This window comes from Nocardia sp. NPDC059229, from assembly GCF_042754165.1.
Lineage (GTDB): Bacteria > Actinomycetota > Actinomycetes > Mycobacteriales > Mycobacteriaceae > Nocardia.
Genome location: NZ_JBHZAK010000069.1, coordinates 1 through 1,947, shown reverse-complemented (window position 1 = coordinate 1,947; position 1,947 = coordinate 1). Strand labels below are relative to the sequence as shown.

2 protein-coding genes are annotated in these 1,947 nt (G+C 38.0%); both read right to left on the bottom strand.

Annotation, left to right across the window (positions count from 1 at the left end):
- Positions 1-55: 55 nt before the first annotated feature.
- Complete coding sequence (locus tag ACFXHE_RS44075) at positions 56-964, bottom strand: hypothetical protein (protein ID WP_375839305.1); 909 nt, start codon at positions 962-964, stop codon at positions 56-58.
- Positions 965-1,054: 90 nt separating this feature from the next.
- Positions 1,055-1,228 carry a hypothetical protein gene (locus tag ACFXHE_RS44070; RefSeq protein WP_375839303.1) on the bottom strand — a complete coding sequence of 58 codons (174 nt, stop codon included), beginning with the start codon at positions 1,226-1,228 and terminating at the stop codon, positions 1,055-1,057.
- Positions 1,229-1,947 lie beyond the last annotated feature (719 nt).

The window sequence follows — 1,947 nt, the reverse complement described above, 5'->3', positions numbered from 1 at the left end:
AAATAACCCTTCGGGAAATAAAAAAAACGGCGCCATAAAGAGGAACCGTTTTGCTTCAAAAATCACGTTTTGTGTTATACTGGAGAAACGAAATTGTGTTTTCAAAATTGTCATTTTCGACATGATAACTTTTCTCGTAGTGTGGTTTTGCCGAACCCACTACTTTTTTTATGTCTCCGAACTTCATTTCTTCCCGTTCCGGCTTAACAATCCCTTTTGATTTTCGATACATATTCATTCCGGAAGGATACATGTGCAGCCGTCCGCCTTTTAAAAATTTCTTTTCCCGACCTTCTACGATCTTTGTTTGCACCTCACAGCCCTCTGAAGCCACTTTTAAGGCTGTTTCCCTGTCTTGGACATCTTCTAGGTCTATATCAGTCAAATAAGCGCTCAAATAGGCTCCTATGTTGTCTATATCCTTTAATGACTTGATTGTTACAAATCCTAAACCCCATAGACTCCTTAATTCAGCATTTTTAATATAAATCTTATCCAAATCATTAAAGCGCATTAAAACATGACAATGCCAGGCTCCACGTCCTTGTGGCTCTACCACCGATAAATAATCTATCGAACTTTCTTTCTTGTATTTATAACGCAACCTGTCGATAAAATTTTGAAAATCACTATAAAGTTTTTTCGTGTCCGTCATATTTTTCTTGTATGTCAAAGTTATATGTAATTCATTTGGCCGTCCTATAAAATTGTTATTTATCAAATAACGCAGCTTCTTAAAGGTTTGTCTCAAAGAATTATAATTTTCCTGCCGATTTTCCGAATGCTCGAACTCCCGGATCTCCCCAGTAGAGAGGTCTACAAACCTATCCTTGTCCAATTTTTTGATATTATTTTTCCGGTTCATCTTCTCCATATGCTGAACTTCAATGACGTGATTCATAGTGGTCACTTTTACAACATCATTTGGAGCTATGAAAACCGCGTCACCATTGCGTTTATCCATCCATTTCCCCTCAATTTTTCCTGTAATGTTTAATTAAAATCAAGTTAATAATAAAGAACCCCAAATCCGAAGTCAGTTTTTCAACAAAAATTAGCGTCCTTTTCCCAAATAGTCCCTATACAATTCCTTAATAGCAAACTCAATTACAGCATCTTTTGAAACTCTTCCAAATTCATTGTGTTTTGTAAAATGTTCGGCTAATAACTCTAGCTTTTTAAATGTTTCAACAGTAATTCGAGGTCCAATTTGTTTTTTCTCTTCCATCCAAACACACTCCTAACAAGTTGTTAACATAATTCTAACATTGGAAATAATAGAATTCAAGAACAGAAAAAAGAAGCACACTCGGAATGATATTTCGTTTCCTTTTGATTCCGAGCCTCCACCCCTTACAATCCCCAAAGGCAACCGACAAGGGAAAATTCGTCCCTTATCGGCACCTCCGGAAATTGTACAGCAAGGGGTCACTCCCAATAAAAAGACTACGACATATAAAACAGGTTTAGCTTCAGAGAAAAAGAGCATAAGGAAACTCGGTGCCACCCTAAAAAAAAGGGTGTCAAACAGGCTGTGCCTGTTGAGTTTCTATGCTCTTAGAACAGGTGCCGTTTTTGAAGCCAAAGATATAGCATAGATACCCCATAGATATAGCAGGGATATACCAAAATATCTCTAGAGATACGGGTATCTATGCTATATCTCTCTACAAGATTCCTCCACACGCTTGACGGAAATGCTTCAGCATTTTAGCACTCACTCGACAGAGTGTATAAGTGCGCCATTCGGAATTTCAAAGCTTCAAATTTCACAGAGAGTGCCCATTTATACACACCCCCTAAATCGTGGTGTGACAATGGGTTCTCGCCGGCTCGAAATCGGTTTGTCATTCTGACAAATAACCCTTCGGGAAATAAAAAAAACGGCTCCATAAAGAGGAACCGTTTTGCTTCAAAAATCACGTTTTGTGTTATACTGGAGCTGTC

What these genes read in the sequence shown, in the direction of transcription:
- ACFXHE_RS44075 (WP_375839305.1), bottom strand. Translation starts at nt 964, where the DNA reads ATGGATAAACGCAATGGTGACGCGGTTTTCATAGCTCCAAATGATGTT.
- ACFXHE_RS44070 (WP_375839303.1), bottom strand. Translation starts at nt 1,228, where the DNA reads ATGGAAGAGAAAAAACAAATTGGACCTCGAATTACTGTTGAAACATTT.